Consider the following 22,948-nt stretch of genomic DNA (forward strand, 5'->3'; position numbering starts at 1 on the left):
CTATTTCTGGCACTGACGGCAATAGAACGTGGCGCGCTGGGCGTGCTTCGTTGCAATAATCGGTGTCCCACAGACTCTGCACGGCTCACCCTTACGGCCATATACCTGCAGCTCCTGAGCAAAATAGCCTGGTTTACCGTCGCTCTGCAGGAAGTCCTTCAGGGTGGTCCCCCCTTGCTCAATAGAACGCAACAGCACCGCTTTAATCACCCGGACCAGCAGTTCACACTCCTGGGATGACAGCGACGAGGCCAGCCGATCGGGATGGATCCCGGCGGCAAACAGCGATTCGCTGGCATAAATATTCCCTACTCCCACCACCAGCTTATTGTCCATCAGCCACGGTTTGATCGGGGTTTTCTTCTTTGCACACTTCGCTTTCAGGTATTCCGCGTTAAACGCCTCAGAAAGCGGCTCTGGCCCCAGATGCGCCAGAACGCTGTGTCCTTCAAGCTCTTTGGTCCACAGCCATGCGCCAAAGCGTCGTGGGTCGGTGTAACGCAGCACTTTACCATTGCTCATCACCAGATCGACATGGTCATGCTTTTCCGCGGGCAGTTCTTCGGTAAGGATGCGCAGACTACCGGACATACCGAGATGGATGATAATCCAGCCGTCGGGCAGCTCCAGCAGCAGATATTTGGCGCGACGCTGGACGCTGAGAATCGGTTTATCGCTTAACGCATGGATTTCATCGGATACCGGCCAACGCAGGCGACCGTTGCGAACGATAGCATGAAGAATAGTCGCGCCGACCAGATGCGGCTCAATACCGCGGCGGCTGGTCTCTACCTCAGGTAATTCAGGCATGGTTCCTCCGGAGTAAGATGCAGAATGCAAAAAACCCCGCAGTTGCGGGGTTTTTCAATACAAGGAGGCTAAAATTATTTGATTTTAGCTTCTTTGTACAGTACGTGCTGGCGTACAACTGGATCGAATTTTTTCAGTTCCAGTTTTTCCGGCTTAGTACGTTTGTTCTTCGTGGTGGTGTAGAAGTGACCTGTACCAGCAGAAGAAACCAGCTTGATTTTCTCGCGAATACCTTTAGCCATGATTTATTTCCTCTTTAAGTACTTAGTACTTTTCGCCACGGGCACGCAGTTCGGACAGAACTGTATCAATGCCTTTCTTATCGATTACACGCATACCTTTAGCAGATACGCGCAGGGTGACAAAACGCTTCTCGCTCTCAACCCAGAAACGGTGAGAGTGCAGGTTCGGCAGGAAACGGCGTTTAGTCGCGTTCAGTGCGTGGGAACGGTTGTTACCGGTCACCGGACGCTTGCCAGTAACTTGGCAGACTCGGGACATGTCTATTCTCCAAAAATCAAATTAGCTCGAGCTTCGTATGGGGTATCGGCGCCTCGTCAGGCTTTACAGCCCGGTCATCGCATAGTTCTATTGAACTCTCGATTGCCAGGCCCAAATGCCAAACCCGAGATTCTCAAAGGTGGCGTAGTATACGCTGACTCGGCGGTGTGCTCAAGTCCCGAACAGACAAAGATCCCGATGGATCGCGAGAAATAGCCTAAATCCAGCCATGTTCTGCAAAAGAAATGTACTCGCCGCGACCAATTATCAGATGGTCGAGCACACGAATGTCCATGAATTGACAGCATTTGATAATGCGTTCGGTCATCTCTTTGTCAGCTCTGCTTGGTTCTGCACAGCCAGAGGGGTGATTATGCGCGAGTATCACGCCGGCTGCATTCACTTTTATCGCTTCCCGCACAATTTCTCGCGGATGAACCTCAACGTGGCTCAGTGTTCCGGAAAAAAGACGGCTATGTTTTAGTACCCGGTTCCTGTTATCAAGAAAGATCACCATAAAGATCTCGCGCTCCAAATCTGATAGCTGGCTCTGGAGAAATACGCGTGTCATATCCGGGGTGAGTATGGGATCTTCCTCTTCCATACGGACGTCGTAAAAACGGCGGGCCAGCTCAGCAATCCCCCTCAGTTGGGCGAACTTCGCCACGCCAATTCCTTCGACGTGCCTGAATTCCGTCAGATCCGCCGTCAATAAGCCATACAGCGAACCAAAATGGTCGATGAGCTCCTTTGCCAGCGTAAATACCGTTTTGCCGGGCGTTCCGGTGCGTAAAAAGAGTGCCAGCAACTCGTCGTCCTTTAACAACGTGACGCCATAGCGCAGCATTTTTTCACGCGGTAGCAGCAGTTCAGTCTCTTCCATGCCTGTCTCCTTCGGTTTGCCATCATGCTGCCACAGCCACCCCCGGCGCTCGACGCCCACTTTTCATTCCTGCGTAACGCCTCGCAAACTGGCCGAAGGACAAAATCACCCCCTTTTTGGGATTGTGATAAAATGCCCGCTCTCTGGTGAAACCCAACAGGAAAGAATCATGATGAGCCTGGCCGGTAAAAAAATCGTTCTTGGCGTGAGCGGCGGTATTGCTGCCTATAAAGCGCCGGAGCTGGTGCGTCGTTTGCGCGAGCGCGGGGCGGATGTGCGGGTCGCGATAACGGAAGGCGGCAAAGCCTTTATCACGCCTCTGAGCCTGCAGGCCGTTTCAGGGTACCCCGTCTCTGACAGCCTCCTTGATCCGGCCGCCGAAGCCGCGATGGGCCATATTGAGTTGGGAAAATGGGCAGACCTGGTTATCCTTGCCCCCGCCACAGCAGATTTAATTGCCCGCGTAGCAGCCGGCATGGCAAACGATCTGGTCTCGACCATTTGCCTGGCCACGCCCGCACCTGTTGCCGTCGTCCCCGCGATGAACCAGCAGATGTACCGCAACGCCGCCACCCAACATAATCTGACGACGCTGGCCTCACGCGGCCGGCTCATCTGGGGGCCGGACAGCGGTAGCCAGGCGTGTGGTGATGTGGGTCCTGGTCGTATGCTTGACCCGCTGACCATCGTTGAGCTGGCCGCCGGCCATTTTTCGCCTGTCAACGATCTGCAACATCTCAACATCATGATTACCGCGGGTCCAACGCGCGAGCCGCTGGACCCGGTGCGTTACATTACCAACCATAGCTCCGGTAAAATGGGCTTTGCGATTGCTGCCGCAGCGGCAAAACGCGGTGCAAAGGTCACGCTGGTGAGCGGCCCGGTCTCGTTACCGACACCGCCGTTCGTGCAGCGTATTGATGTCACCACCGCCCTGGAGATGGACGCCGCCGTACAGGCGCATGCGCAGAACCAGCAGATCTTTATCGGCTGCGCGGCTGTTGCAGATTACCGTGCCGAAACCATTTCCGGGTCAAAAATTAAAAAGCAAGGCGATGAATTAACACTAAAAATGGTGAAAAATCCGGACATTGTTGCGGGTGTCGCCGCACTGAAAAGCCATCGTCCTTACGTTGTTGGGTTTGCCGCAGAAACAAATAATGTGGAAGAATATGCCCGGCAAAAACGTACCCGCAAAAACCTCGATTTGATTTGCGCGAACGACGTATCGCTGGCTACGCAAGGATTTAACAGCGACAGCAACGCACTGCACCTTTTCTGGCAGGATGGAGATAAAGTCTTACCGCTTGAGCGCAAGGAACTCCTGGGCCAACAATTACTGGACGAGATCGTTACCCGTTATGATGAAAAAAATCGACGTTAAGATTCTGGACCCGCGTGTTGGTAAGCAATTTGCGCTGCCAACCTATGCCACCTCCGGCTCTGCCGGTCTTGACCTGCGCGCCTGTCTCGATGACGCCGTAGAGCTGGCTCCGGGTGCAACCACCCTGATCCCAACCGGCCTGGCAATCCACATTGCTGACCCGTCTCTGGCAGCGGTGATCCTGCCGCGTTCTGGTCTGGGTCATAAGCATGGAGTGGTACTGGGTAACCTGGTCGGCCTGATCGACTCTGACTACCAGGGTCAACTGATGGTTTCCGTCTGGAACCGTGGTCAGGACAGCTTCACCATTGAACCGGGCGAGCGTATCGCACAGATGGTCTTTGTACCGGTGGTTCAGGCAGAATTTAACCTGGTGGAAGACTTTGACGCCACCGACCGTGGCGAAGGCGGCTTCGGCCATTCCGGGCGCAAATAACCGCCCGACCGACACGTATCTCACAGCGCCATAATGCAATAACAAACCGCAAACGTCAGTTTGCGGTCGCTGTGTGGATGCCAGCCTGGCAAGTGCTTATTTTCAGGGGTATTTTGTAACATGGCAGAAAAACAAACCGCGAAAAGGAACCGTCGCGAAGAAATACTTCAATCTCTGGCGCTGATGCTTGAATCCAGCGATGGTAGTCAACGCATCACCACCGCAAAACTGGCCGCCTCCGTGGGCGTGTCTGAAGCGGCGTTGTATCGTCATTTTCCGAGCAAAACCCGGATGTTTGACAGTCTGATCGAATTTATCGAAGACAGTCTGATCACTCGCATCAACCTGATTCTAAAAGACGAAAAAGACACGACTGCGCGTTTGCGTCTGATTGTGCAGCTCATTCTGGGCTTTGGTGAGCGCAATCCGGGCTTAACCCGTATCCTGACTGGCCACGCGCTGATGTTCGAGCAGGACCGATTGCAGGGCCGTATTAACCAGCTCTTCGAGCGTATTGAAGCACAACTGCGCCAGGTACTGCGCGAGAAAAAAATGCGTGAGGGTGAAGGTTACAGCACCGATGAAACGCTGCTGGCAAGTCAGATCCTGTCATTTTGCGAAGGCATGCTCTCCCGCTTTGTTCGCAGCGAGTTTAAATACCGTCCAACGGACGATTTTGACGCCCGTTGGCCGTTAGTGGCGGCACAGCTGCAATAATCTTCAGGCCCGGTAAGCAGAACGCCACCGGGCTTGATATTACACGCCGAAAGCTTCGCGATACCCACGTACCGCAGCCAGATGATCCGCCATCTCAGGCTTCTCTTCCAGATACGCAATCAGGTCTTTCAGGGTGATGATTGAGGTCACTTTACAGCCGTAATCGCGCTCAACTTCCTGGATAGCAGAGATTTCGCCACGCCCGCGTTCCTGACGATCCAAAGAGATCAGCACGCCAGCAAGCGTAGCGCCGTTGGCCTGAATAATCTCCATCGATTCGCGAATAGCGGTACCAGCGGTGATCACATCGTCCACCAGCATCACGCGACCCTGCAGCGCGCTGCCTACCAGATTACCGCCTTCACCGTGGGTTTTAGCCTCTTTACGGTTAAAGCAGTACGGTACGTCGCGGTCGTGGTGTTCCGCCAGCGCAACCGCGGTGGTAGTGGCAATCGGAATGCCTTTATAGGCCGGGCCAAACAGCAGGTCAAAATCAATGCCGGAGTCCACCAGCGCTTCGGCATAGAAACGGCCTAACAATGCCAGATCGCGCCCGGTATTAAACAGTCCGGCGTTGAAGAAATAGGGGCTCTTACGCCCGGATTTCAGCGTAAACTCGCCAAATTTCAGGACCTGCTTGTTAAGCGCAAACTCAATAAACTCACGCTGCCAGGATTTCATGGGCTTACTCCTCCGACTTTTGCTTTTGTACGAACAAAAAAAAGGCGACTCATCAGTCGCCTTTAAAATCAATTTTCTAACGCCGCCTTCTGCGTCGTTACGATAGATTCAATTCCCCCTCGGGCCAACGCCAGCAAGGTAAGAAGTTCTTCATGGGTAAACGGCTCACCTTCTGCCGTGCCCTGCACCTCAATGATGCGACCGTCTTCAGTCATCACCACGTTCATGTCAGTCTCAGCAGCGGAATCTTCGACGTATTCCAGATCGCAAAGCGCTTCACCGTTAACGATACCCACGGAAACAGCCGCGACCATCCCTTTCATCGGATTCGTTTTCAGCTTACCGGCTGCAACCAGCTTATTCAGGGCATCAGCCAGCGCCACACATGCACCGGTAATCGACGCCGTACGCGTACCACCGTCTGCCTGAATGACGTCGCAGTCCAGAGTAATGGTAAATTCACCCAGTGTTTTCAGATCAACGGCGGCGCGCAGCGCACGTGCGATCAGACGCTGGATTTCCATGGTACGGCCGCCCTGCTTGCCTTTTGCCGCTTCGCGGGCGTTTCGGGTATGGGTTGCACGCGGCAACATGCCATATTCCGCAGTGATCCAGCCCTGGCCCTGACCTTTCAGGAAGCGTGGAACGCCCTCTTCGATGGACGCGGTGCACAGCACTTTGGTGTCACCAAACTCAACCAGTACGGAGCCTTCTGCGTGTTTTGTATAGTTACGGGTCAGGGTGACGGGACGCACCTGATTGGCGCTACGACCTGCTGGACGCATGATGAAATCTCCGGCTTGAAACGAATGTGGCTGCGCATTATACGGATAAAGGACGCTTATTCCTATCCTGAGAAGCCCCCGAAAGCTATAATCCCCCCATCTCTCCTTTAAAAACGGGAATGTCTATGATCCGCAGTATGACCGCCTACGCCCGGCGTGAAATCAAGGGTAGCTGGGGTAGCGCCACATGGGAAATGCGCTCGGTAAACCAGCGCTACCTGGAAACGTATTTCCGTATGCCGGAGCAGTTCCGCAGCCTTGAACCTGTTGTGCGCGAGCGTATCCGTGCTCGTCTGACGCGCGGTAAAGTGGAATGTAACCTGCGTTTTGAGCCTGATGCCAGCGCCCAGGGTGAGCTGATCCTCAACGAAAAACTGGCGAAACAGCTAGTCACTGCAGCGAACTGGGTCAAGATGCAAAGCGATGAAGGGGAAATCAACCCGGTCGATATTCTGCGCTGGCCTGGCGTCATGGCCGCCGGTGAGCAGGATCTGGACACGATTGCCGCTGAAATTCTCAGTGCCCTCGACAGCACGCTGGATGACTTTATCATTGCCCGCGAAACTGAAGGCCAGGCCCTCAAAGCGATGATTGAGCAGCGTCTGGAAGGCGTGACCACCGAAGTGGCTAAAGTCCGTACCCATATGCCTGCGGTCCTGCAATGGCAGCGTGAGCGCCTGGTGGCCAAACTGGAAGAAGCGGAAGTTCAGCTGGAAAATACCCGTCTGGAACAAGAGCTGGTGCTGATGGCACAGCGCATTGACGTCGCCGAAGAGCTGGATCGTCTGGAAGCGCACGTTAAAGAGACTTACAACATCCTGAAGAAGAAAGAAGCCGTAGGGCGTCGTCTCGACTTTATGATGCAGGAGTTCAACCGCGAGTCGAACACCCTGGCCTCTAAGTCGATCAATGCTGAAGTGACCAACTCCGCCATTGAACTGAAAGTGCTGATTGAGCAGATGCGCGAGCAGATCCAGAATATCGAGTAACGCTTTATTCAAGCCGCTTTCTCATCATGGCCCCGTTCAGGGGCCATTTTTTTATCGGAACAGGCTATCGGCGGCAAACGCCTATAACATGAATAATTGTAATGTGAAAATTACCGTTTATCGCCATCACACCCGGCCAAACAACGTTCAGTCATTACCAAAAATAAGGCTAACGTCCTCACACAAGAAAAACTAAATCGTGACAGACCGCACAAAACGCTACCCTGTTGCCCTCACTATCGGGGGAACACATGCTGCTACATATCCTTTATCTCGTCGGGATCACTGCCGAAGCCATGACCGGTGCACTCGCTGCCGGACGCCGTCGTATGGATACGTTTGGGGTCATCATTATTGCTACCGCCACCGCGCTGGGAGGCGGATCGGTACGCGATATCCTGCTGGGGCATTACCCTCTCGGCTGGGTTAAGCACCCCGAGTACATCATCATTGTGGCTGTCGCCGCAGTGCTGACCACTATCCTTGCTCCTGTAATGCCCCATCTTCGACGTTTGTTTTTAGTGCTTGATGCTCTGGGCCTGGTCGTGTTCTCCATCATCGGGGCACAAATTGCGCTGGATATGGGCGAAAGCCCGGTGATTGCCACTATTGCCGCAGTCGTGACGGGCGTATTTGGCGGCGTACTGCGCGATATGTTCTGCAAACGCATTCCCCTGGTGTTTCAAAAAGAGCTCTACGCCGGGATATCCTTTGCATCAGCCGTTCTGTATATCGCTTTACAGCATTATGTTTCCAGCCATGACGTCGTGGTCATCGCCACCTTGTTATTTGGCTTCACGGCTCGCTTGCTTGCGCTGCGCTTGAAACTGGGACTGCCCGTGTTTCATTACACTCAGGACACCCACTGACTGGCCGCTATCTATTCTCCCCAATAAGATAGCGGCGTTTATCAGCCATAAGCGACAGCAAGCTCACGTCAGAATCCTTGCACTCCCTGCTTGCCGAGCCAGGCAACCAGGCCGGCAATGCCAGGATCATGAATAAACGCAACGAGCTGCCGGGCTTTCTCCTTTCCTGTGCCGGGAAGTGCCTGCCAGTCTGCTGCGTTACGCTCACGCATTTTCTGCCACGTCAGGTCTCCCATAGCGTTTAGCGAGGCCTGCGTCAGCGGAACACCCAATGCCATGATCCAACGAATAAAGGGTCGCTCCCGTACCAGATTAAAGCGATGCCAGAGCGCCTGCCCGCGTGCTGCGGAAAACCCCGGGGTAGACTGCAGCTGCGCCTGCGTTAATGTCAGCCATGAGAAGATATGTTCAAAATGATGCGCCTGATGCAGCGCCCGCCAGCCTGACTCACCGACTCCTTCAATATTCAGCACGTGCTTTGAACTGAGCCATTTCAGGCGGGCAAAGAACTGCTCCATACACGCCGGCGAGGCGTAAAAACAGCTCTGCGCATGATAATGCGAGGCCGGGGGTGTAGGCTTTTGTCTCTCTTCCCCCCGCCAGACCACCTTATCGAACCGCGGGATACCCTGCCCGGCCAGACTGACCTGTATCTGATCACCCGTCGCAATATCCAGCCTTTGCCAGCGTTCAACGGACCCAAGACTGACCCGTTGTACCTGCTTATCATCCAGCAGGACAGGGACCAGCGCCGCCACGACCGAGATTTTTCCCGTGCGCCCCACGGCAAAATGAATATCTCTTACTTCGGCGATCTGTGCGACCGGGGGGTATTTCCATGCGACGACCCAGCTGCCTTCTCCGGGCAACCAGTTTTCGCCGGGAGGAGCATCCGCGGACCGCACCACAATGCCGTCCGTGGCAAAGGGTAATGCCGTGTTGTGCCACGTCGAGCGCTGTTTCTCGACTGCATCAACAGTCTGTACAGGCAGAGTATAACGGGCCGTCAGGGAAAAGCCGGCTTGAGATAACTCAGACAGCGCACTCGACATCACTTTCGGCCCATCCGGCCAGGCCCAGATAAATATCCCTGTCTGGCTCAGAAGCGGACTGTCCTTTTGCCGCATCATCGCGCCCGCCACTTTTGCCCGTGCGTTCATTCCCCCCATCTGTCGCTGAAGATGGTTGTCGCGTAACCAAAAAAGCTCTCCCTGTAAGACGCTGTTGGCCAGCGCTCCGGTCACTTTTTTGGGCACTGCGGGAATTAAATACACTTGTGCAGTCCAGTCTTCACCTTTAAGCCCATCACCACGACTGATAGCCTGGGTTAACTTTCCGTCGCGATACACCAGCGTCACGGCTACCCCGTCGACTTTTGGCTGCATCCAGAGAGTGTCACGACCACGCATCCACTGGCGTAGCTCTTCTTTACTGGCCGCTTTATGCACTCCCGTATGGGCAACAGGATGTCTTACGCTCCCCGTAAGAACCGGTAAGGTCGCCTCAGAAGGTATATCGCCGAAGCAGCGCTGCCACTGCTTTAAGCGGCCATTGAGCTGGTCATAGACGTCGTCATTCACCTCGCTCACGCCCTGCTTCCAGTAGGCATCATCCCAGCGTTTGACTTGCGCACTCAATGTCGCAATCTCTTTCTCTGCTTTTGCCTGAGACCACACGGGACACACCGCCGCACCGTAGCCGCACCACAACAGCATTAATCCGCTCATCCATCGCCACATCGCCACCCCTCCTTTGCGTTGGTGGAGGTATAACCCGACGCGGAAAACCGTGCTAATGGCAATCTTTCACTCTGCGAGGCGTTGTCAGACGTTTATTTTTATTGCTGCAAAACAGCTGTAAAACCTGAAAACGGCGCGCAAAATTCAATAATGCAGGGGAAAAAGTGTGACAAAGGCTACGTCACACAGCGGCGACGTGTATAATAAGCCCGTATGTAGGACTTCTTCGTTAACACATACAAAAGACTCTCATGGCTCAAGGCACGCTTTATATTGTTTCTGCCCCTAGTGGCGCGGGTAAATCCAGCCTTATTCAGGCACTGTTAAAAACCCAACCGTTGTACGACACACAGGTTTCTGTTTCTCACACCACGCGTAAACCGCGTCCGGGTGAAGTGCACGGTGAACACTATTTCTTTGTTGATCACGATGAATTCAGAGCGATGATTGGCAGAGACGCGTTTCTTGAACACGCAGAAGTTTTCGGTAACTACTACGGCACTTCGCGTGAAACCATTGAGCAGGTTCTGGCCACGGGCGTAAATGTGTTCCTGGATATCGACTGGCAGGGCGCACAGCAGATTCGCAAGAAAATGCCTGATTCACGCAGTATCTTTATTTTACCGCCATCGAAAGATGAGCTGGATCGCCGACTGCGTGGCCGCGGTCAGGACAGCGAGGAAGTGATCGCCCGGCGTATGGAGCAGGCAGTTGCAGAAATGAGCCATTACGCGGAATATGATTACCTTATTGTGAATGATGATTTTGATGCCGCGCTGAGCGATCTCAAAACCATTCTTCGCGCAGAACGCTTGCGTATGAGCCGCCAGAAGCAGCGACATGACGCATTAATCACCAAACTGTTGGCAGACTGAACCCACTTTCAGTATCATGCCCAGTCATTTCTTCACCTGTGGAGCATTTTAAGTATGGCACGCGTAACTGTTCAGGACGCTGTAGAGAAAATTGGTAACCGTTTTGACCTGGTGCTGGTCGCCGCGCGTCGCGCTCGTCAGATGCAGGTAGGCGGTAAAGATCCGCTGGTACCGGAAGAAAACGATAAAACTACCGTTATTGCACTTCGCGAAATCGAAGAAGGTCTGATCAACAATCAGATCCTCGACGTACGTGAGCGCCAGGAGCAGCAAGAGCAGGAAGCCGCAGAACTGCAGGCCGTAACCGCCATTGCTGAAGGTCGTCGTTAATTAAACCTGCGGGTCGCCCTTGTATCTGTTTGAAAGCCTGAATCAACTGATTCAAACTTACCTGCCTGAAGACCAGATTAAGCGTCTCCAGCAGGCGTATCTCGTTGCACGTGACGCTCACGAGGGCCAGGCACGTTCAAGCGGTGAACCCTATATCACGCACCCGGTAGCGGTGGCCTGTATTCTGGCCGAGATGAAACTCGACTACGAAACGCTGATGGCCGCCCTGCTGCATGATGTGATCGAAGATACCCCTGCCACCTACCAGGATATGGAACAGCTGTTTGGCAAAAGCGTTGCCGAGCTGGTGGAAGGGGTCTCTAAGCTTGATAAGCTGAAATTCCGCGACAAGAAAGAGGCGCAAGCCGAAAACTTTCGCAAGATGATTATGGCGATGGTGCAGGATATCCGCGTCATTCTTATCAAACTTGCTGACCGTACCCACAATATGCGCACGCTGGGCTCACTTCGCCCGGACAAACGTCGCCGCATTGCCCGTGAAACCCTCGAAATCTACAGTCCGCTGGCGCACCGTTTAGGTATCCACCACATTAAAACCGAGCTGGAAGAGCTGGGTTTTGAAGCGTTATACCCGAACCGCTATCGCGTGATTAAAGAGGTGGTGAAAGCCGCACGCGGCAACCGTAAAGAGATGATTCAAAAGATCCTCTCTGAAATTGAAGGGCGTTTACAGGAAGCGGGAATTCCGTGCCGCGTCAGCGGTCGCGAAAAACATCTGTACTCCATCTACTGCAAAATGGTGCTCAAAGAGCAGCGTTTTCATTCGATCATGGATATTTACGCGTTCCGCGTGATCGTCCACGACTCTGATACCTGCTACCGCGTGCTGGGCCAGATGCACAGCCTGTACAAACCGCGTCCAGGACGCATGAAAGATTATATCGCCATTCCAAAAGCGAACGGCTATCAATCTTTGCACACCTCGATGATCGGTCCACACGGCGTGCCTGTTGAAGTGCAGATCCGCACCGAAGACATGGACCAGATGGCGGAGATGGGTGTGGCTGCACACTGGGCTTATAAAGAGCACGGTGGTGAAAGCAGTACAACCGCACAAATCCGCGCCCAGCGCTGGATGCAAAGCCTGCTGGAGCTGCAGCAGAGTGCGGGTAGCTCGTTTGAATTTATCGAGAGCGTTAAATCCGATCTCTTCCCGGATGAGATTTACGTTTTCACCCCAGAAGGCCGCATTGTCGAACTACCTGCAGGCGCTACGCCGGTCGACTTTGCTTACGCCGTGCATACCGATATCGGCCACGCCTGCGTGGGCGCGCGCGTCGACAGGCAGCCTTATCCGCTCTCTCAGCCGCTTTCCAGCGGCCAGACGGTGGAAATTATTACCGCACCGGGCGCACGTCCGAACGCGGCCTGGCTGAACTTTGTCGTGAGTTCCAAAGCACGCGCCAAAATCCGCCAGTTGCTGAAAAACCTCAAGCGCGATGATTCCGTCAGCCTGGGGCGTCGTCTGCTCAACCATGCGTTGGGTGGTAGCCGTAAGCTGGCTGAGATCCCGAAAGAGAACATTCAGCGTGAGCTGGAGCGCATGAAGCTCGCCTCGCTTGATGACCTGCTGGCAGAAATCGGTCTCGGCAACGCCATGAGCGTGGTCGTGGCGAAGAACCTGCAGCAGGGTGATACCACGGCGATCCCGACGACGACGCAAAGCCACGGTCATCTGCCGATCAAAGGCGCGGACGGCGTACTTATCACCTTCGCGAAATGTTGCCGTCCTATCCCGGGTGACCCGATTATTGCGCACGTCAGTCCGGGTAAAGGGCTGGTTATCCACCACGAATCCTGTCGTAACATCCGCGGCTATCAAAAAGAGGCGGAGAAGTTCATGGCAGTCGAGTGGGATAAAGAGACGGCACAGGAATTTATCACCGAAATTAAGGTGGATATGTTCAACCACCAGGGTGCCCTGGCGAACCTGACGGCAGCAATCAATACGGCCTCTTCCAACATTCAGAGCCTTAATACGGAAGAGAAAGATGGCCGCGTCTACAGCGCCTTTATTCGTCTGACCGCCCGTGACCGCGTGCATCTGGCGAACATTATGCGCAAGATCCGCGTGATGCCGGACGTGATTAAAGTCACCCGTAACCGAAACTAGACTTATGAATTCAAAACGTTACGAGCGTATCTGCGAAATGCTCGCCAGGCGTCAGCCTGACCTGACGGTCTGCATGGAGCAGGTCCACAAACCTCATAACGTCTCTGCAATTGTCCGTACCGCAGACGCCGTAGGCGTGCATGAAGTGCACGCCGTCTGGCCGGGTGCTCGCATGCGAACCATGGCTTCAACTGCCGCAGGCAGTAACAGCTGGGTGTCCGTCAAAACCCACCAGACTATTGGCGAAGCCGTATCGCACCTGAAAGGTCGCGGTATGCAGGTCCTGGCCACTAACCTGTCCGCAAAAGCCGTCGATTTTCGTGAGATCGACTACACCCGCCCGACCTGTATTTTGATGGGTCAGGAGAAAACCGGGATCACCCAGGAAGCGCTGGATCTGGCGGATCAGGATATCATCATCCCCATGATCGGCATGGTGCAGTCTCTCAATGTCTCCGTGGCCTCTGCGCTCATTCTCTATGAAGCGCAGCGCCAGCGTCAGAACGCGGGCATGTACAAGCGCAGCAACAGCATGCTGCCGGAAGAGGAGCAGCAGCGCCTGCTGTTCGAAGGTGGTTACCCGGTGCTGGCTCGCGTCGCGAAACAGAAAAAACTGCCTTACCCCCACGTCAACGCGCAGGGCGAAATTGAAGCCGATGCCGAGTGGTGGGCCACCATGCAGTACGCAGGATAACCGATGAAAGGCCGTCTGCTGGATGCCATATCGCTCAATAGCCTGACGGGCGTAGGTGCGGCGCAAAGCAGTAAACTGGCAAAAATTGGCCTGCATACCGTGCAGGATCTCCTGCTCCATCTCCCCCTGCGTTATGAAGACCGCACCCAACTCTATAAGATTGGCGATCTGCTGCCTGCCATTTACGCCACCGTTGAAGGCGAAGTACTGAACTGCAATATCACCTTTGGCGGACGCCGGATGATGACCTGTCAGATCAGCGACGGCACCGGCATTCTCACCATGCGCTTTTTCAACTTCAATGCGGCCATGAAAAACAGCCTTGCGACCGGTCGCAGGGTACTGGCCTATGGTGAAGCCAAGCGCGGGAAATACGGCGCAGAGATGATCCACCCGGAGTATCGCGTTCAGGGAGATCTGAGCACGCCGGAGCTGCAGGAGACCCTGACCCCGGTTTATCCGACGACCGAAGGCATCAAGCAGGCAACGCTGCGTAAACTCACCGACCAGGCGCTGGAACTGCTGGATACCTGCGCCATTACCGAGCTACTGCCGCCTGAGCTGGCTCAGGGCATGATGAGTCTGCCCGAGGCGCTGCGCACCCTGCACCGCCCGCCGCCAACCCTGCAGCTTAGTGACCTGGAAAGCGGCAAACACCCCGCTCAACGGCGTCTTATCCTTGAGGAATTACTGGCTCATAACCTGAGCATGCTGGCGGTAAGGGCGGGCGCGCAGCGTTTTCATGCCCAGCCCTTAAGCCCGCGAGATGAACTCAAAGATAAGCTGCTGGCCTCACTGCCGTTTAAACCTACCGGTGCACAGGCACGCGTCACGGCCGAGATTGAACGCGATATGGCGCTTGATGTGCCCATGATGCGCCTGGTTCAGGGGGATGTGGGGTCCGGTAAAACGCTGGTTGCAGCCCTGGCTGCCCTGCGCGCAATTGCCCATGGCAGGCAGGTGGCGCTAATGGCCCCCACCGAACTGCTGGCTGAACAGCACGCTAATAACTTCCGCGCGTGGTTTGCCCCGCTTGGGATTGAAGTGGGCTGGCTTGCCGGGAAGCAAAAAGGTAAAGCACGTCAGGCACAACAGGACGCCATTGCCAGCGGTCAGGTACAGATGATTGTCGGCACGCACGCGATTTTCCAGGAGCAGGTGCAGTTTAATGGTCTTGCCCTGGTGATTATCGACGAACAACACCGCTTCGGTGTACACCAGCGTCTGGCGCTGTGGGAGAAAGGGCTGCAGCAGGGCTTCCACCCGCATCAGCTGATCATGACTGCCACACCTATCCCGCGCACCCTGGCAATGACCGCCTACGCCGATCTCGATACATCGACCATCGACGAACTGCCGCCGGGCCGTACACCGGTCACCACGGTCGCCATTCCGGACACACGCCGCAGCGATATCATCGACCGCGTGCGCAACGCCTGCACTCACGAAGGCCGTCAGGCCTACTGGGTCTGCACGTTAATTGAAGAGTCTGAACTGCTTGAAGCGCAGGCCGCGGAAGCGACGTGGGAAGAGCTGAAGCTGGCGCTGCCCGAGCTGAACGTGGGTCTGGTTCACGGGCGGATGAAGCCTACTGAGAAACAGGCGGTGATGCAGTCGTTCAAACAGGGTGAACTGCATTTGCTGGTTGCCACAACGGTGATTGAAGTCGGCGTAGACGTGCCCAATTCCAGCCTGATGATCATCGAAAACCCGGAACGTCTTGGCCTTGCGCAACTCCATCAGCTGCGCGGCCGCGTTGGCCGCGGTGCTGTCGCCTCTCACTGCGTGCTGCTCTACAAAGCACCGCTCTCGAAAACCGCACAGATGCGTTTGCAGGTGCTGCGCGACAGTAACGACGGTTTTGTGATTGCACAAAAAGACCTGGAGATCCGCGGCCCAGGCGAACTGCTGGGCACGCGTCAGACGGGTAATGCCGAATTCAAAGTGGCGGATTTACTGCGCGATCAGGCCATGATCCCCGAAGTTCAGCGCCTCGCACGCCATATTCATGAGCGCTACCCCGAACAGGCGGCAGCGTTAATTGAGCGCTGGATGCCGGAAACTGAACGCTATTCCAACGCCTGATCTCAGGCAAACATCGGCAGCATCAGGTAAAGCTTAATCACCAGCGCGTTGACGATATCAATGAAGAACGCCCCGACCATCGGAACCACCAGAAACGCCATATGCGAAGGCCCAAAACGTTCTGTGATCGCCTGCATGTTGGCGATAGCCGTCGGCGTTGCCCCCAGACCAAACCCACAATGCCCCGCCGCCAGCACTGCTGCATCGTAGTTTTTGCCCATCATGCGCCAGGTCACAAACATGGCGTAGAACGCCATAAACAGCGCCTGAACGGCCAGAATAGCCACCATCGGCAGCGCCAGTGAGGCCAGCTCCCAGAGCTTGAGGCTCATCAGGGCCATCGCCAGGAACAGCGACAGGCAGACGTTGCCAAGCACCGATACGGCACGTTCAAATACGCGGTAGAAGCCCATCAGCGCCAGACCGTTACTCAGCAGCACCCCAACAAACAGCACGCACACAAACGTCGGGAGCTCGAACGCTGAACCTGCCAGCCATTGCGCAACCACTTTGCCCACCGTCAGACAGATGGCAATCATCGCGATAGTTTCAATCAACACCAGCGAAGTGATGGTGCGTCCGACGTCGGGTTTTTCAAAGGCAGTGGGCACCAGCTCATCGTCCGGTCTTCCGTCTGGCGTACCAGAGTGCTTCACCAGATACCGCGCCACCGGCCCGCCGATCAGGCCGCCCAGCACCAGACCGAAGGTGGCGCAGGCCATCGCCACTTCGGTGGCGTTTTCAAAGCCGTAGCGCTCAGTAAACAGCTTGCTCCACGCCGCCCCGGTACCGTGGCCACCAGAGAGGGTGATTGATCCGGCCAGCAGCCCCATCAGCGGATCCAGCCCCAGCAGCGTGGCCATCCCGATACCAATGGCGTTTTGCATCACTAGCAGCCCTACCACCACGATCAGAAATACGCCGAGCACTTTGCCACCCGCCCGCAGGCTCGCCAGGTTGGCATTCAGGCCAATGGTGGCAAAGAAGGCCAGCATCAGCGGATCTTTCAGGGACATATCAAAATCAATTTCCCAGCCCATGCTTTTCTTCAGCACCAGCAGGGCCAGCGCCACCAGCAGTCCGCCGGCAACAGGTTCAGGAATGGTGTATTTCTTCAGAAGGGAAACGCTGTGTACGAGCTTACGGCCAAGCAGTAAGACCAGCGTTGCGGCAACAAGGGTCGACAACGTATCGAGATGAATCATAAAAGGCTCCTGTTATGCGCGTGTTCCATACACACGCGGCGTTATCCTGGGCCGGCTTGCGCTCCTCATGAGCCGCCGGCGCAAAAAGTGTAATTTTTTTTCCCCATGGGTTGTAGAAAACCTGCTCACAGCAGCAGATTTTCTTGTCTTTTTTTGTTGGCAATCGTTTGCTTTTACCAGGTGGTCAGATAAAATGCCCGCTTTTCCACCGTGGGATTGCCGCCGATGTCCGTTAACACCCTTGAGTCTCCCGATGCGCAACCGATTGCGCAGAAGCAAAATAGCGAACTGATTTACCGCCTTGAAGACCGTCCGCCTCTTCCTCAGACGCTCTTTGCCGCCTGCCAACACCTGCTGGCTATGTTCGTTGCGGTGATCACCCCGGCGCTGCTGATCTGCCAGGCGCTTGGTTTACCGGCTCAGGATACACAGCACATCATCAGTATGTCCCTCTTTGCCTCCGGCGTAGCGTCCATTATTCAAATTAAAGCGTGGGGCCCGGTGGGGTCTGGATTGTTGTCGATCCAGGGCACCAGTTTTAACTTCGTCGCACCGCTGATCATGGGCGGTACAGCCCTCAAAACCGGCGGCGCGGATGTTCCGACCATGATGGCGGCGCTGTTTGGCACGCTGATGCTGGCCAGTTGCACCGAGATGGTGATCTCCCGGGTACTGCACCTGGCGCGTCGCGTGATCACGCCGCTGGTATCCGGCGTGGTGGTGATGATCATCGGCCTGTCGCTGATTCAGGTTGGCCTGACCTCCATCGGTGGCGGTTATGCGGCAATGAGCGACCACACTTTTGGTGCACCGAAAAACCTGCTGCTGGCCGGCGTGGTACTGGCAATCATTATTCTGCTTAACCGTCAGCGTAACCCGTATCTGCGTGTGGCATCGCTGGTGATCGCCATGGCGGCCGGTTATCTGCTGGCCTGGGCGCTGGGTATGCTACCGGAGAACACCCCGCAGACCAACAGTGCGCTGATCACCATTCCAACGCCGCTGTACTACGGCCTGGGCATTGACTGGGGTCTGCTGCTGCCGCTGATGCTGGTCTTTATGATCACCTCGCTGGAGACGATTGGCGATATCACCGCCACGTCTGATGTCTCCGAGCAGCCGGTCTCCGGCCCGCTGTATATGAAACGCCTGAAAGGCGGCGTACTGGCGAACGGCCTGAACTCGTTTGTCTCTGCGGTCTTCAACACCTTCCCGAACTCCTGCTTCGGCCAGAACAACGGCGTGATCCAGCTGACTGGCGTTGCCAGCCGCTACGTCGGTTTTGTGGTGGCACTGATGCTGATCGTCCTCGGCCTGTTCCCGGCGGTAAGCGGTTTTGTGCAGCATATACCTGAACCGGTGCTGGGCGGCGCAACGCTGGTGATGTTCGGGACCATCGCGGCTTCCGGCGTACGTATCGTCTCCCGCGAACCGCTGAACCGCCGCGCCATCATGATCATTGCCCTGTCGCTGGCCGTGGGTCTGGGTGTTTCACAGCAACCGCTGATCCTGCAGTTTGCCCCGGACTGGGTGAAAAACCTGCTCTCTTCCGGCATTGCGGCAGGCGGTATCACCGCGATTGTTCTGAACCTCGTTTTCCCGCCTGAGAAAAATTGATCGCCCTCACGGCAGGCTGTCAACGCCTGCCGTGACATCTCTTTACACCATTCCCGCCTTGAGCATTGCGCATAAATCGTGCATAACTCCCTTATGTGCGTTTCGCGGGATGGAAGACCATGAAATTTATTGGAAAGGTACTCGTCTATCTTCTGGTGGCCCTGCTCATTGTGGTGCTGGCGCTCTATATTCTGCTCCAGACCCGCTGGGGAGCATCTCAGGCCAGCAACTGGATAACGGTGAATACCGATTACGAACTCAATTTCGACCTGATGGATCACCGCTTTTCGTCACCTTCCCACATCATTCTGGAAAACGTCACGTTTGGCCGCGACGGTAAACCCGCCACGCTGGTGGCCAGGAAAGTCGATATTGGTCTGAGTAGCCGACAGGTCACCGATCCGCTGCACATGGACACCATTACCCTGTTCGATGGCACGCTTAATCTTTCTCCTCAGACGGCACCGCTCCCGTTCCAGGCGGACCGTTTGCAGTTAAACAACATGGCCTTTAACAGCCCCAATACGGAATGGGATCTCAGCGCACAAAAAGTGACGGGCGGCGTCAGCCCGTGGCAGCCAGAAGCAGGCAATGTGCTGGGTAAAAACGCACAGATCCAGGTGAGCGCAGGCTCGCTTACCCTGAACGGCGTGCCGACCACCAACGTGCTGATCCAGGGACAACTCAACGGCAAAGAGGTGGTGCTGAACACCATTGGTGCCGATATGGCGCGCGGTTCGCTCACCGGGTCCGCCCTGCGCAACGCTGACGGCAGCTGGATTATCGACACTATGCGTCTGAATGAGATCCGCCTGCAAAGCGATAAGTCGCTGGTGGATTTCTTCGCGCCTCTGACCACCATTCCCTCGCTGCAGATTGGCCGTCTGGAAGTGACTGACGCACGCCTGCAGGGGCCGGACTGGGCGGTGACCGATCTCGATTTAAGCCTGCGCAACCTGACACTCAGCAAAGGCGACTGGCAAAGTCAGGAGGGGCGTTTGTCCATGAACGCCAGCGAGTTTATTTATGGCTCTCTGCATCTGTTCGACCCGATCATGAATGCGGAGTTCTCCCCGCAAGGCGTGGCGCTGCGCCAGTTTACCTCCCGCTGGGAGGGCGGCATGGTACGCGCTTCCGGCAACTGGCTGCGCGAGGGTAACGCGCTGGTGCTGGACGATGTCGCCATCGCCGGGCTGGAATACACCCTGCCGCAGAACTGGAAAACGCTGTGGATGGAGCCGTTACCGGAATGGCTGAACAGCCTGACGCTGAAAAAATTCGGCCTGAGCCGCAACCTGGTTATCGATATCGACCCGGCCTTCCCGTGGCAAATCACCTCTCTTGATGGCTATGGTGCGAACCTGCAGCTGGCGAAAGATCGCCAGTGGGGCGTATGGGGTGGCAGCGCAACGCTGAACGGCGCGGCGGCGACCTTTAACCGCGTGGACGTGCGTCGTCCGTCGCTGGCGCTGAACGCTAACGCCTCAACGGTAAACATTACCGACCTGAGCGCTTTCACCGAAAAAGGCATTCTGGAAGCCACGGCGACGGTATCACAGCTTCCGCCACGGCAGACGACAATCAGCCTGAACGGACGCGGCGTGCCGCTCAACGTGCTGCAGGCGTGGGGCTGGCCGGCGCTGCCCATTGGCGGTGATGGCAATATCCAGCTAACCGCCAGCGGCAGCGTGCAGGCCAACGCACCGCTGAAGCCGACGGTTAACGGGAAACTGAATGCGGTAAATATGGATAAACAGCAGGTGCAACAGACGATGACGGGGGGAGAGGTGTCGACACTATCCTCGCCCCAGCCCTCTCCCTGAAAGGAAGAAGAAGCAAACCCTTCCCTCCCCCCGTTGGGGAGAGGGTTAGGGTGAGGAAAATTAAAGGTGTACCACCACCTCATTACCCTCCGCTTTCACCACCACGCCCCACTCGCTCCCGGCCTCTGAGCCGCCTTTTACACCACTCAGTTTCTGCACGTTGCGCAAGCAGACCGACCAGTTTCGTGCGTCACCTGTGCCGGTAATGGTCACGGTGTCGCCACTGCGTGTGGCTTTCAGCGTAAATGCCACAGAACCGTCCGCCGCAGGCACTTCGCTCACCGCCATCGCGCCATCGCCCAGGTTAAACAGCTGGAAAGCTGTCCCCTCGTTCCAGGCGTAGTCCGGTTTCTGTTGATTGTTGCCCAACGCCAGCAGGGTGTTATCGCGCACATAGACCGGCAGGCTGCGGAAATCATGCTGCTGTTTATGCCAGCGGCTGCCCTCGATTTCATCGTTATGCCAGAGATGGGTCCAGCGCCCTTCCGGCAGATAAAACTGCACGTCACCGGCCTCAGAAAACACCGGGGCTACCATCACCGACTCCCCCAGCATGTACTGACGGTCGAGGTAATCGCATGCCGGATCGTCCGGGAACTCCAGCATCATCGCCCGCAGCATCGGTGTGCCATACTCGCGAGCCAGGGCAGCCTGGCGATAGAGATACGGCATCATCTGACATTTCAGCTGAGTGAAGTGACGCACCACATCACAGGACTCATCATCGTACGCCCACGGTACGCGGTAAGATTTGCTGCCATGCAGGCGGCTGTGGCTGGATAACAGCCCAAACGCGCACCAGCGTTTGTAGACGTGTGCCGGCGCGGTGTTCTCAAACCCACCGATGTCATGGCTCCAGAAGCCAAAACCGGACAGACCAATCGACAGCCCGCCGCGCAGGCTTTCCGCCATCGATTCGTAGTTGGCGTAACAGTCGCCACCCCAGTGCACCGGGAATTGTTGCGCACCTACCGACGCCGAGCGGGCAAACAGCACCGCCTCATCCGCGCCCACCGTTTCTTTCAGTACGTTCCACACCAGTTCGTTATAAAGGTATGCGTAGTGGTTGTGCATCTTCTGCGGATCTGAACCGTCAAACCACTGGACATCCGTCGGGATGCGCTCGCCAAAGTCGGTCTTAAAGCAGTCGACGCCAATATCCACCAGGCCTTTCAGCTTGTCGGCATACCACCGGCACGCGTCCGGGTTAGTGAAGTCATAAATCGCCAGGCCCGGCTGCCATTTGTCCCACTGCCACAGGGAACCGTCCGGGCGCTTGAGCAGGTAGCCCTTCTCTTTCAGTTCGCGAAATACCGGCGACTTCTGGCCGATGTACGGGTTAATCCACACGCAAACCTTCAGCCCTTTCTCCTTCAGGCGGCGGATCATCCCTTCCGGATCCGGGAAGGTCACCGGGTCCCACTCAAAATCACACCACTGGAAGGCCTTCATCCAGAAGCAGTCGAAGTGGAAGACATGCAGCGGCAGATCGCGCTCGGCCATGCCGTCGATAAAGCTGTTCACCGTGGTTTCATCGTAGTTAGTGGTAAACGAAGTCGTGAGCCACAGGCCAAAGGACCATGCCGGGGGGAGTGCCGGACGCCCGGTGAAGCGCGTATAACGGTTCAGGACCTCTTTTGGCGTCGGGCCGTCGATCACGAAGTACTCCAGATACTCCCCTTCGACGCTGAACTGCACTTTGGAGACTTTCTCCGAACCCACTTCGAACGACACGTTTTCCGGGTGGTTCACCAGCAACCCGTAGCCGCGGTTGGTCAGATAGAACGGGATATTTTTGTATGACTGCTCGGTACTGGTGCCGCCGTCGCGGTTCCACGTTTCGACCGTCTGGCCGTTGCGCACCAGGGCGGTAAAGCGCTCGCCCAGACCGTAGACCGTTTCACCTACGCCCAGATCCAGACGCTCAAAAACATAATTACGATCGGTACGGATATCCTGCACGTAACCGTTGTTTTTCAGCTGACTGCCGGTAATACGCTGGCCGTTGCGCAGAAAATCCAGCGCCCAGCACTCGCCTTTGGTGACGCGTACGCTGAGGTGACCGCTTTTCAGCTCAGCAAATTCGGCATTGTTTTCAATCTCAACGTTCATCTCTTTGATGACATTCAGAGGATAGTGCGGACCGTTGTTCAGCGCGCCCTGGAAGTGCTCGATACGCACGCCAACAATCCCTTCCTGCGGGGAGAAAAGACGGACGGTGAACATCAGGGTATCGAGCTGCCAGGTGCGCTCACGCACGTCGCGCGGCGCCACGTACACCACCAGGTCATTGCCCTGCTGCTCCACGTCGAACACCTGTACCGGATACGTCACGTTCAGACCCGGTTGAATAAGCCAGTTTCCATCACTGATTTTCATGCTTTCGTCCTC

At 55.9% G+C, this 22,948-nt stretch carries 21 protein-coding genes; 12 read left to right on the plus strand and 9 right to left on the minus strand.

Annotation, left to right across the window (positions count from 1 at the left end; genetic code table 11):
* The 4 genes from mutM to radC all read right to left on the minus strand — a co-directional run bounded on the left by mutM (position 1) and on the right by radC (position 2,194).
* Entirely contained in the window at positions 1-810 is an 810-nt protein-coding gene (mutM, locus tag AM410_RS06290) for a bifunctional DNA-formamidopyrimidine glycosylase/DNA-(apurinic or apyrimidinic site) lyase (protein WP_032679319.1), read from the minus strand.
* A gap of 74 nt (positions 811-884) precedes the next feature.
* Positions 885-1,052 (minus strand): 50S ribosomal protein L33, encoded by a 168-nt coding sequence (gene rpmG, locus AM410_RS06295; RefSeq protein WP_003024094.1) that lies wholly within the window; start codon positions 1,050-1,052, stop codon positions 885-887.
* A 22-nt stretch (positions 1,053-1,074) separates the two neighbouring features.
* The gene (gene rpmB / locus AM410_RS06300; protein ID WP_002436699.1) at positions 1,075-1,311 is read right to left on the minus strand and encodes a 50S ribosomal protein L28; all 237 of its coding nucleotides are present in this window, start codon (positions 1,309-1,311) and stop codon (positions 1,075-1,077) included.
* Positions 1,312-1,528: 217 nt separating this feature from the next.
* Positions 1,529-2,194 carry a RadC family protein gene (radC, locus tag AM410_RS06305; protein ID WP_020882690.1) on the minus strand — a complete coding sequence of 222 codons (666 nt, stop codon included), beginning with the start codon at positions 2,192-2,194 and terminating at the stop codon, positions 1,529-1,531.
* Between the two features lie 172 nt (positions 2,195-2,366).
* Here radC and coaBC point away from each other — a divergent pair, with 172 nt between their 5' ends.
* From coaBC to slmA, 3 genes are all read left to right on the plus strand, one after another.
* Complete coding sequence (coaBC, locus tag AM410_RS06310) at positions 2,367-3,578, plus strand: bifunctional phosphopantothenoylcysteine decarboxylase/phosphopantothenate--cysteine ligase CoaBC (RefSeq protein WP_108648574.1); 1,212 nt, start codon at positions 2,367-2,369, stop codon at positions 3,576-3,578.
* Complete coding sequence (gene dut / locus AM410_RS06315) at positions 3,556-4,014, plus strand: dUTP diphosphatase (RefSeq protein WP_014168052.1); 459 nt, start codon at positions 3,556-3,558, stop codon at positions 4,012-4,014. Before coaBC ends, dut begins: the two co-directional genes overlap by 23 nt.
* A gap of 120 nt (positions 4,015-4,134) precedes the next feature.
* Positions 4,135-4,731, plus strand: a complete 597-nt coding sequence (gene slmA / locus AM410_RS06320) for a nucleoid occlusion factor SlmA (protein WP_020882692.1) — start codon at positions 4,135-4,137, stop codon at positions 4,729-4,731.
* Positions 4,732-4,770: 39 nt separating this feature from the next.
* Here slmA and pyrE read toward each other — a convergent pair whose 3' ends face one another.
* Positions 4,771-5,412 (minus strand): orotate phosphoribosyltransferase, encoded by a 642-nt coding sequence (pyrE, locus tag AM410_RS06325; protein ID WP_014168048.1) that lies wholly within the window; start codon positions 5,410-5,412, stop codon positions 4,771-4,773.
* Positions 5,413-5,480: 68 nt separating this feature from the next.
* Positions 5,481-6,197, minus strand: coding sequence for a ribonuclease PH (gene rph / locus AM410_RS06330; RefSeq protein ID WP_013094888.1), 717 nt, complete (start codon positions 6,195-6,197; stop codon positions 5,481-5,483).
* A gap of 125 nt (positions 6,198-6,322) precedes the next feature.
* On the opposite strand from rph, the gene AM410_RS06340 reads away from it, so the two are divergent.
* Positions 6,323-7,186, plus strand: coding sequence for a YicC/YloC family endoribonuclease (locus tag AM410_RS06340; RefSeq protein ID WP_020882693.1), 864 nt, complete (start codon positions 6,323-6,325; stop codon positions 7,184-7,186).
* Positions 7,187-7,437: 251 nt separating this feature from the next.
* Positions 7,438-8,055 carry a trimeric intracellular cation channel family protein gene (locus AM410_RS06345; protein ID WP_020882694.1) on the plus strand — a complete coding sequence of 206 codons (618 nt, stop codon included), beginning with the start codon at positions 7,438-7,440 and terminating at the stop codon, positions 8,053-8,055.
* Between the two features lie 68 nt (positions 8,056-8,123).
* On the opposite strand, the gene ligB is transcribed toward AM410_RS06345, so the two are convergent.
* On the minus strand, positions 8,124-9,794 hold the full coding sequence (gene ligB, locus AM410_RS06350; RefSeq protein WP_108647646.1) for an NAD-dependent DNA ligase LigB: 1,671 nt from the start codon (positions 9,792-9,794) through the stop codon (positions 8,124-8,126).
* Positions 9,795-10,045: 251 nt separating this feature from the next.
* Here ligB and gmk point away from each other — a divergent pair, with 251 nt between their 5' ends.
* Genes gmk through recG form a run of 5 tightly spaced genes read left to right on the plus strand, consistent with a single transcriptional unit; the run spans position 10,046 to position 15,912 of the window.
* Positions 10,046-10,669, plus strand: a complete 624-nt coding sequence (gmk, locus tag AM410_RS06355) for a guanylate kinase (protein ID WP_014168044.1) — start codon at positions 10,046-10,048, stop codon at positions 10,667-10,669.
* Between the two features lie 54 nt (positions 10,670-10,723).
* Positions 10,724-10,999: a DNA-directed RNA polymerase subunit omega gene (rpoZ, locus tag AM410_RS06360; protein ID WP_000135058.1), complete on the plus strand. Its 276-nt coding sequence runs from the start codon at positions 10,724-10,726 to the stop codon at positions 10,997-10,999.
* A gap of 19 nt (positions 11,000-11,018) precedes the next feature.
* The gene (gene spoT / locus AM410_RS06365; protein WP_014168043.1) at positions 11,019-13,133 is read left to right on the plus strand and encodes a bifunctional GTP diphosphokinase/guanosine-3',5'-bis pyrophosphate 3'-pyrophosphohydrolase; all 2,115 of its coding nucleotides are present in this window, start codon (positions 11,019-11,021) and stop codon (positions 13,131-13,133) included.
* Positions 13,134-13,137: 4 nt separating this feature from the next.
* Positions 13,138-13,827 (plus strand): tRNA (guanosine(18)-2'-O)-methyltransferase TrmH, encoded by a 690-nt coding sequence (gene trmH / locus AM410_RS06370; protein WP_014168042.1) that lies wholly within the window; start codon positions 13,138-13,140, stop codon positions 13,825-13,827.
* 3 nt (positions 13,828-13,830) lie between these two features.
* Entirely contained in the window at positions 13,831-15,912 is a 2,082-nt protein-coding gene (recG, locus tag AM410_RS06375) for an ATP-dependent DNA helicase RecG (protein WP_108647648.1), read from the plus strand.
* Positions 15,913-15,914: 2 nt separating this feature from the next.
* Here recG and gltS read toward each other — a convergent pair whose 3' ends face one another.
* The gene (gltS, locus tag AM410_RS06380) at positions 15,915-17,117 is read right to left on the minus strand and encodes a sodium/glutamate symporter (RefSeq protein WP_047954870.1); all 1,203 of its coding nucleotides are present in this window, start codon (positions 17,115-17,117) and stop codon (positions 15,915-15,917) included.
* Positions 17,118-17,342: 225 nt separating this feature from the next.
* On the opposite strand from gltS, the gene xanP reads away from it, so the two are divergent.
* Both xanP and AM410_RS06390 read left to right on the plus strand, forming a co-directional pair.
* The gene (xanP, locus tag AM410_RS06385) at positions 17,343-18,734 is read left to right on the plus strand and encodes a xanthine/proton symporter XanP (RefSeq protein ID WP_032679316.1); all 1,392 of its coding nucleotides are present in this window, start codon (positions 17,343-17,345) and stop codon (positions 18,732-18,734) included.
* Positions 18,735-18,853: 119 nt separating this feature from the next.
* A complete protein-coding gene (locus tag AM410_RS06390; RefSeq protein ID WP_108647649.1) occupies positions 18,854-20,557 on the plus strand; it encodes an AsmA family protein in 1,704 nt (567 codons plus the stop codon).
* Between the two features lie 60 nt (positions 20,558-20,617).
* On the opposite strand, the gene yicI is transcribed toward AM410_RS06390, so the two are convergent.
* Positions 20,618-22,936 (minus strand): alpha-xylosidase, encoded by a 2,319-nt coding sequence (gene yicI, locus AM410_RS06395; RefSeq protein WP_073397547.1) that lies wholly within the window; start codon positions 22,934-22,936, stop codon positions 20,618-20,620.
* Positions 22,937-22,948 lie beyond the last annotated feature (12 nt).

It is taken from the genome of Enterobacter cloacae complex sp. FDA-CDC-AR_0164, from assembly GCF_003071645.1.
Classification (GTDB): Bacteria; Pseudomonadota; Gammaproteobacteria; order Enterobacterales; family Enterobacteriaceae; genus Enterobacter; species Enterobacter ludwigii.